The organism is Synechococcus sp. 63AY4M2, from assembly GCF_002760475.1.
Lineage (GTDB): Bacteria > Cyanobacteriota > Cyanobacteriia > Thermostichales > Thermostichaceae > Thermostichus.
In genome coordinates this window covers 2613203-2621143 of record NZ_AXUX01000001.1, presented here as the reverse complement: position 1 = coordinate 2621143, position 7941 = coordinate 2613203, and the positions used below count along the sequence as shown (strand labels likewise).

The window sequence follows — 7941 nt, the reverse complement described above, 5'->3', positions numbered from 1 at the left end:
AGTTCCTGCAAATTCTGGCAGCCAAGGCTGAAAGAGCTGGGCTGTTGACGATTGCAGGGGATCCCCGCGGCAGCAGTCAAGGGTGCTCGGGGTGTGGTCGTGAGGTGCCCAAAAAGCTGCATGAGCGGTGGCACGATTGCCCCTCCTGCGGGCTAAGGCTGTCACGGGATCACAACTCGGCGCGAGTTATCAAATCCAGAGCGGTGGGGCGTCCCGTTCTTCAAGCTCAGGAAATGTCCTGCCATTGGGCAGGAGTCACTGTTGGCGAAGCGTGGCGTAAGCCATGAAGCCTGCACTCTATGCGTCAGCATGAGTGCGGGAGTACGTCACGGTTTCACGGTTTGTCTTCTGGCTCTGTGGGTTACTATGTCCTCTGATGTCTCTCCTCCACCTCTTCTCTCGGCTGAAGCAGCTGCCCAGTTGGCAACCGCTCCCCCCGTCTTCACCACGGATCAAATCCTGGAGATCCTGCCCCATCGCTACCCTTTTTTGCTGGTGGATCGCGTGGTGGAGTATCAACCAGGGCAACGGGCGGTGGGCCTGAAAAACGTCACCTTCAACGAGCCCTTTTTCCAGGGGCACTTCCCCAACCGACCGATCATGCCCGGCGTTCTGATCGTCGAGGCCATGGCGCAGTTGGGGGGGATCGTGTTGACCAAGTTGCCGGATGTGGCTGGGCGGTTGGCTCTCTTTGCCGGCATCGATGGCGTTCGCTTCCGCCGCCCCGTGCTGCCGGGGGATCAGTTGCTGCTGTCAGCCAATTTGCTCACCATCCGGCAAAAACGCATCGGCAAGATGTTTTGTCGGGCCCAGGTGGGGGGACAGTTGGTGACCGAAGGGGAGCTGATGTTCTCCCTGGTGGATTGATGGGCCAACAGCGGCCAGCAGCGGGGCCTTTGGCGCTCCGCAACCGCGGGGCAAGTGGGGGGTGGCCATCTGTTTTCCCCATCGAGGAGGAGCCCAGCGGAGGCAACTTGGCGTGGAAAGACCCTGCTAAAGTGTTGGGATAGGGGCATGTCAAGTGCTGCTTTCACCTCCCGGTCGGAGTTTCACAGCAGAGCGGTGGAGGATTGTGCCCTCCCCAAGCAAGCCCTAATCGCAGGGTTGGGAGCGTAGCTACATTTGCTGGCTAGGTTAGAAATGAGTTCGTTGGCTTCAGCGGGATCCACTCCCAACTCCTCTGTTCGGATTCATCCCACAGCGGTGATCCATCCGAAGGCTGAGTTGCACGAGACGGTACAAGTTGGCCCCTATGCGGTTATCGGCGAGCATGTGCGCATTGGCGCCCGTACGGTGGTGGGGGCCCACGTGGTGATCGATGGTTGGACAGATATTGGCGAGGACAACCAGATTTTTCCGGGGGCGGTGCTGGGCAGGGAGCCTCAGGATCTGAAGTACAGCGGCGCGCCCTCTCAGCTGGTGATCGGCAAGGGCAACCGCATCCGCGAGTTCGTCACCATCAACCGAGCCACCAATGAAGGGGAAGCGACGGTGGTCGGCGATCACAACCTGCTGATGGCCTACGTCCACGTCGCCCACAACTGCGTCATCGAAAATCAGGTGGTGATCACCAACGCTGTCTCCCTGGCTGGCCACATTCACATTGAGTCGCAGGCGCGCATCGGCGGCATGGTCGGGCTCCACCAGTTTACCCGTGTGGGGCGCCTGGCTATGGTGGGGGCCATGAGCCGGGTGGATCGCGACGTGCCGCCTTACATGTTGGTGGAGGGGCACCCGGCCCGCATCCGGGGCCTTAACTTGGTGGGGCTGCGGCGGGCCAAGGGGATGGAGGGATCCCTGCCGGCCTTGCGCCAGGCCTACCGGCTGCTCTACCGTTCCGGTTTGCCCCTGGAAAAAGCGCTGCAAACGCTGCGGGAGAGCCTGCGAACCGAGAACGGGCAGAGCGTCCTTTCCCTAGAGGGGAAAGAGCTGGTGGACGAGACGGGATCCCTGCTCCATCTGCTGCAATTTTTGGAAGATTCCCTTTCCCAACCCCAACGGCGCGGCCCTCTGCCGGCCTTGCGCCGCAGCAGAGAAGAGGACGACCTGTGAGCCATCTGTTTATCTGCACCGGAGAAGTCTCCGGGGATCTGCAGGCCGGCCATCTCATCCGCGAGTTGCTGCGCCAACGCCCGCACCTACGCATCACGGCAGTTGGGGGAGAGGAGATGGCCGCTGCGGGGGCCAATCTGTTGCACCGCACCACGGAGATCAGCTCTATCGGCATTCTGGAGGCTCTCCCCTTCGTCGGCCCTGCCCTATGGACGGAGTGGAAGATCCGCCGCTTCCTGGCGCAAGACCCGCCTGATTTGGCCATCCTGGTGGATTACATCGGCATCAATAGCCGCATCGCCCGCCTGTTGCAGCGGCGACGCATCCCTGCCGTTTACTACATTGCCCCCCAAGAATGGGTGTGGTCGCCCAACAGCCGCCTCACTTACCGGCTAGCCCAGCAGATGCGACTGATGGTGGCGATTTTCCCTGAAGAAGCCCGCTACTACGCCGCAGCAGGTGCCCAGGTTTGCTATGTGGGCCACCCCCTGCTGGATATTTTGGCGAGTGTACCCGGTCGCGCTCAGGCCAGGGCTGAGTTAGGGATCCCTGAGGAAGCGATGGTGGTGGCGCTGCTGCCGGCCTCCCGCCGCCAGGAGCTGCGCTCGGTTTTGCCCATCTTGCTCCAGGCAGCGCGGCTGTTGCGGGCTCGCCTGCCCCAGGTGCGGTTTTGGGCGCCGCTGGCCTCGCCCCGCTTTGCCGCCCCGATTGCCCGAGCCGCCCGCCGCTATGGGCTGGAGGATCTCACCCTTCTCTTGCCTCGCCCTTCGCCTCCGAAGGCGCATCACCTGCTGTTGGCGGCCGCCGACCTGGTGCTGGCCAAGTCGGGAACTGTCAACCTGGAGGCGGCCATTTTGGGGATCCCGCAGGTGGTGATCTACCGCCTCAACCCAATTACCTTTTGGCTGGCCCGCCATTGGCTGAAGGTGTCGGTGCCCTTTATGTCTCCCCCCAACTTGGTGCTGATGCGCCCCATTGTGCCGGAACTCCTCCAGGAGGAGGCCCAGCCAGAGCGAGTCGCCCAACTGGCCTTGGAGCTGCTGACTCGGCCCGAGCGCCGCACCCAACTGCAGGCCGACTATGCTGCTATGCGGGCAGCGCTGGGGGAGCCGGGAGTTTTGGCCCGCGCCGCCAAGGCCATCCTGGAAGTGCTCGACAGCGAAACTCGCCCTAAGGGAGATCCCTGAGGCTAGCCTGTCGAGAGAATGGCATCCAAGAGGGGATCCGCCCCAAAGCGCACCACGTCGGTACAGGGCCGCCCGGTCTCCACTTCCACCTGGCGGATCTGGGCCAGGGCGGCTTCCTCCTCCCAACCGAAGGTATTGAGGGCCACCCCCACCACCGGCACGGGGGCAAAGGCGCCGGCAGCTCTGGCCACCTGTTCGTACAGCTCGATGACCTTACGCAGGGGAGGGATGGGTACGTAGTCCATCCCTTTGATGTGGGTTTGCCCAGCTCGGTGGACCAAGATCAAGTGGGTGGGCTGGGATCCCCGCAACAGGGGCAGGGTTGCTGTAGAGGCGGGGTTGAGCAGGGATCCCTGGCCTTCGATGTGCAGGATGTCGTGGTCAAATCCATAGCGCAACACCAGTTGCTCCACAGCGCCGCTGGCATAGTCCACCCGCACCGCATCCAGGGGTATCCCATCGCCGCTGATGAGGATCCCGGTTTGTCCGGTGGCCAAAAAGCGGGAGCGCAGGCCGCGCTTCAGGCTGGCCCGGTGCAGTTCCAGGCTGGTGGACATTTTGCCCACGCTCATGTCGGTGCCCACCGTCAGTACCCGCCGACAGGGGAGAGAGCGAGCTAGGCCCCTCCCTACTCCCAGACCAGGGGGTTCGCGGCGAATGTCCCAGATCCAGGCTCCCGGCTGCAGCCACTGCCGCAACTGGGCATCTTCCGCTAGGGGGGTGTGCAGCCCGTTTGCTAAAGACAAGCCGGCTTGCAGGGCTTGGCAGAGCTCCTCCCGCCACTCAGGGGGCAACTGGCCGCCGGAAGGAGCGATCCCAATCACCAACACCTCGGGGCCGTAAACCAGCGCCTCTTGCACCGAGGCTACGATGGGAATGTCTTTGGCAATGCCCGTGAGTTGGGCCAGGGATCTCCCCGCCTGCTCCCGGTCAATAACCGCCACCACCGGGAAGGGCCCATACCGAAGCAACCCCAGCCCTGTTTTGCCGTGCTCCCCCAACAGGCCGCCGTGGAGCAGGACGGCCACGCGAGTTTGTCTGGAGAGGGATCGCCGTTGCCCCATGGTGCTACTCCCGCAACTCCACCCCCAAGCCAGGTCGGTCAGTGGGGATAAGACAACCCTCCTGCACCAGAGCTCCGGAAAAGGGATCGTCGATGAGATTGAGGTGGCTGTCTAAGTCCACGTAGTCCACCAGCGGCGCTAGGTGGGCCGCCGCCGTGTTGCCCAGGGCGGTGTTGCTGTAGCAGCCCAGCATCACCTGGAGCCCATAGGCTTTGGCGGTGTGGATCATGCGCCAGGCTTCGCTAAGGCCGCCGCACTTCATCAGCTTGATGTTGATGCCGTGCACCCGATCCACCAGGGCGGGAATATCGCGGCTGTCGAAACAACTCTCATCCACGAAGATGGGCAGCTTCGACTCGTGCCAGAGGGTGATCAGCTTCGCCTCCTGTCCCCTCTCCAAGGGCTGCTCCAGGTAGCTCACCCCCTGCCCCGCCAGCCAATTGCTCATGCTCAGGCTCTGTTCCACCGTCCAGGCACCATTGGCGTCCACAGTAATCAGGGATCCCAGCGGGATCACCTCCTGCACGGCAATCAGCATGTTCTGATCCGCCATCAGCCCCAAGTCGCTGCCCAGCTTGATCTTGAAGGCCCGCGCTTGGGTCTGTTCCATCCAGGCCAAGGCACGCTGGCGGGCCGCCTGAGGGGTGGAAATGCCAATGGTCAAAGTGGTGGGCGGGATGCGGGAGCGATCCAGTCCCCACACCTGCCACAGGGGCATCCCCAGACGTTTGCCCATCCAATCGTGCAGGGCCATATCCACCGCTGCCCGCGCTGCCGAAGGGATCCCGGCCCGCAGCAGTTCCGCCTCAATGGCCTGCCGCTCCCAGGGGGAGTGGCGGCGTAGGATCCCTTTGGCCACCTCCAAACCCACCAAGATATCCTCCAAAGACTGGTGGCAGTCCTCGCTCACCGAGAAAGGACAGGCCTCCCCCCAGCCCTCGATCCCCTCCTCTTCGATCCGCACCCAGGCCAGCGTGGCCTCGGTATAGGTGCCGCGGCTGAGGGTGAGGGCATAGCGCTTGTGAACGGTAAAGGGTTCGACGTAGAGCCGCATGGGCAGTTGCAGCGAGGTAATCCTGAACAAGTTGGGCCGACTCCGTCCCTTTGAGCTTAGCTTGTCCCCCGAATTTCCCATCAGCTTGGCGTTGCCCGCCCTATTTTCGACCGATCTCAGCCATTGGCAGAAGCTGTCTCGAGAAAGGGGACAAGTTAGCAGGCTTCTCCCGTCGGAAAGGCTCGCAAGCCGCCGGCCTGCTCCCCATCTTAAGCTGATCCCTCTCTGGAAGCAGGCCCCCAACCGGCCCCGTGGATCCGGCGAAGATCCCGGCCTGACCAGACAGGCGTCACCACCCTGCCGGAACTAGGAAGGGGGATTTAAGTTTCAACCAAGTTGGGGCATAGTAAGGCCATGGGCAGCGCCCTTTGGGACGCGCAGGCCTGCATGTCCCCACCGTTGATCCCTGCGGTTAACTGCAGTCATTATGTGAATACATCCTGGGTGGCCCGGCAGCATGAATGACCTTCCTACTCCTCTAACCCGTCGCAGCGTTGCGGCCAGCAAAGCCCTGGCCATTGCCAACGTCAGCATCACTCCTTTCGGCCGCAAGCTCAAAGAGCTGGGCTTTGCCGACGATAAGCAAATCCAGGACATCCAAAACGCCCTCAAAGCCGATCGCGAAGGGGGCAGCAAGGCCCTAGCCCTGGTGGTCAAAGAGATTGTCGGCAAAGAGATCACCCCTGACCTGGAGCGGGCCTACAAGCGGCAGCAGCTCTTTGAGCTGAAAATCATCTACGGGATCCCCCCCCTCGACATCGATTTGGAGCCGGTGGAGATCTCGGAGATGATCGGGCTCATCGACTCGCTCTTGCCTCTCGACATCTGCAACCGCTACAAGTTCTTGCCCATCCGCCGCCAAGACAACCAAGTGCTGGTGGCGATGGTCAGGCCGGACAACCTGCAGGCGCTGGACGACATCCAGCGGCGCTTCCGCATCCAGGGGCTGAAGCTGCAGCGGCGGGTCTTCACCCAGCGGGATTTCGACGCCCTGATCAACCGCTACATGGATGCCCAGGCGGAGCTGCTGGCCATCAAGGGGATCAACGACGCGGCTGCTGCCCAACAGGAAGAAGAAGAAGAGGTGGTGGTCAACACTGCCGAAATCGATCTGGATGCTATTGAGGATGTGGCTGCCGATGAGGCCGGCGAGGGATCCCTGGAGCAGCAGGTCAAATCGGCAGATGATGCCCCGATTATTAAACTGTCCAACCAGATCCTGGTCAAGGCCCTGCAGGACGGGGCGTCGGACATCCACATCGAGCCACAAGAAGAATACCTGCGCATCCGCTTCCGCAAAGATGGGGTGTTGCGGCAGGCTTTTGAAAACTTTCCCAAGAAGATCGTCCCTGCCCTCACCGCTCGCTTCAAGATCATGTCCAACCTGAACATTGCCGAGCGGCGCATGCCCCAGGATGGGCGGATCCGGCGGGTCTTCAAGGGGCGCAAGGTGGATTTCCGCGTCAGCACCCTGCCCTCCCGCTACGGGGAGAAGATCGTGCTGCGGATTCTGGACAACTCCGCCACCCAGCTCGGCCTGGACAAGCTGATCACCGACCCAGAGACCCTGGCCAGCTTCAAGGAGGTTGTCAGGCGACCCTTTGGCCTGATCTTGGTAACCGGGCCCACCGGATCCGGGAAAACCACCACCCTCTACTCGGCGCTGGCAGAAGTGAACGATCCCGGCATCAACATCAGCACCGCCGAGGATCCCATCGAATACTCCCTGCCGGGGATCACCCAGGTGCAGGTGATCCGCGAAAAGGGCATGGACTTTGCCATGATCCTGCGCGCTTTCTTGCGGCAAGACCCGGATGTGATCCTGGTGGGGGAAACCCGCGACCACGAGACGGCCAAAACCGCCATCGAAGCCTCCCTCACCGGCCACCTGGTGTTGACCACCCTGCACACCAACGATGCCCCCGGTGCCATCGCCCGTCTGACGGAGATGGGGATCGAGCCGTTCATGATCTCCAGCTCGCTGTTGGGGGTGCTGGCCCAGCGCTTGATGCGTCGGGTATGTACCGAGTGTCGGATCCCGTACCACCCCACATCCGAGGAGTTGGCCCGCTATGGCCTCAGCCTCAGCGGCGACGGCGAACAGCTCACCTTCTACAAAGCCAACAAGCTCTCCCCCAAAGAGATCGAGCAGCGCAAAGCCACCGGCAAGCCCATCTGCGAGAAATGTGGGGGCGTGGGCTACAAAGGCCGCGTGGGGGTGTACGAGTTCATGCGCATGAACGACCGCCTGGCCGAGTTGATCAACAAGGGGGCTCCCACGGAGGTCATCAAGGAAGCCGCTGTCGAAAGCGGCATGAAAACCCTGCTCGCCTACAGCTTGATGCTGGTAAAGCAGGGCCTGACCACGCTGGAGGAGGTAGATCGGGTTATCCTCACCGACAAGGGTTTGGAAACGGAGCTGAAGGCCCGTGCCAAGGCCCTTAGCACCTGCCGCAACTGTGGCGCCGCCCTGCAGGTAGACTGGATGGATTGCCCCTACTGCCTGACGCCGAAGTTTTAGGCAAGGCGCCTGGCTCTTGACGCCGCCAAGGTGCTGATTATAACAGTCCTATACGAGTCCTGG

7 protein-coding genes are annotated in these 7941 nt (G+C 62.2%); 5 read left to right on the top strand and 2 right to left on the bottom strand.

The window, feature by feature from the left end; all coding sequences use genetic code 11:
- Positions 1-5 precede the first annotated feature (5 nt).
- The 4 genes from SYN63AY4M2_RS11670 to lpxB all read left to right on the top strand — a co-directional run bounded on the left by SYN63AY4M2_RS11670 (position 6) and on the right by lpxB (position 3239).
- Positions 6-287 carry a zinc ribbon domain-containing protein gene (locus SYN63AY4M2_RS11670; protein ID WP_346426068.1) on the top strand — a complete coding sequence of 94 codons (282 nt, stop codon included), beginning with the start codon at positions 6-8 and terminating at the stop codon, positions 285-287.
- 79 nt (positions 288-366) lie between these two features.
- A complete protein-coding gene (fabZ, locus tag SYN63AY4M2_RS11665) occupies positions 367-867 on the top strand; it encodes a 3-hydroxyacyl-ACP dehydratase FabZ (protein ID WP_011430776.1) in 501 nt (166 codons plus the stop codon).
- Positions 868-1140: 273 nt separating this feature from the next.
- The gene (gene lpxA, locus SYN63AY4M2_RS11660; RefSeq protein WP_099887397.1) at positions 1141-2052 is read left to right on the top strand and encodes an acyl-ACP--UDP-N-acetylglucosamine O-acyltransferase; all 912 of its coding nucleotides are present in this window, start codon (positions 1141-1143) and stop codon (positions 2050-2052) included.
- Positions 2049-3239, top strand: coding sequence for a lipid-A-disaccharide synthase (lpxB, locus tag SYN63AY4M2_RS11655; RefSeq protein WP_011430780.1), 1191 nt, complete (start codon positions 2049-2051; stop codon positions 3237-3239). The genes lpxA and lpxB overlap by 4 nt, the downstream gene beginning before the upstream one ends.
- A 2-nt stretch (positions 3240-3241) precedes the next feature.
- On the opposite strand, the gene SYN63AY4M2_RS11650 is transcribed toward lpxB, so the two are convergent.
- Both SYN63AY4M2_RS11650 and SYN63AY4M2_RS11645 read right to left on the bottom strand, forming a co-directional pair.
- On the bottom strand, positions 3242-4303 hold the full coding sequence (locus tag SYN63AY4M2_RS11650) for a DUF1611 domain-containing protein (RefSeq protein WP_099887396.1): 1062 nt from the start codon (positions 4301-4303) through the stop codon (positions 3242-3244).
- A 4-nt stretch (positions 4304-4307) separates the two neighbouring features.
- Positions 4308-5387 carry a dipeptide epimerase gene (locus SYN63AY4M2_RS11645; RefSeq protein ID WP_240530539.1) on the bottom strand — a complete coding sequence of 360 codons (1080 nt, stop codon included), beginning with the start codon at positions 5385-5387 and terminating at the stop codon, positions 4308-4310.
- Positions 5388-5814: 427 nt separating this feature from the next.
- Here SYN63AY4M2_RS11645 and SYN63AY4M2_RS11640 point away from each other — a divergent pair, with 427 nt between their 5' ends.
- Positions 5815-7878: a GspE/PulE family protein gene (locus SYN63AY4M2_RS11640; protein ID WP_206336842.1), complete on the top strand. Its 2064-nt coding sequence runs from the start codon at positions 5815-5817 to the stop codon at positions 7876-7878.
- Positions 7879-7941: the final 63 nt, after the last annotated feature.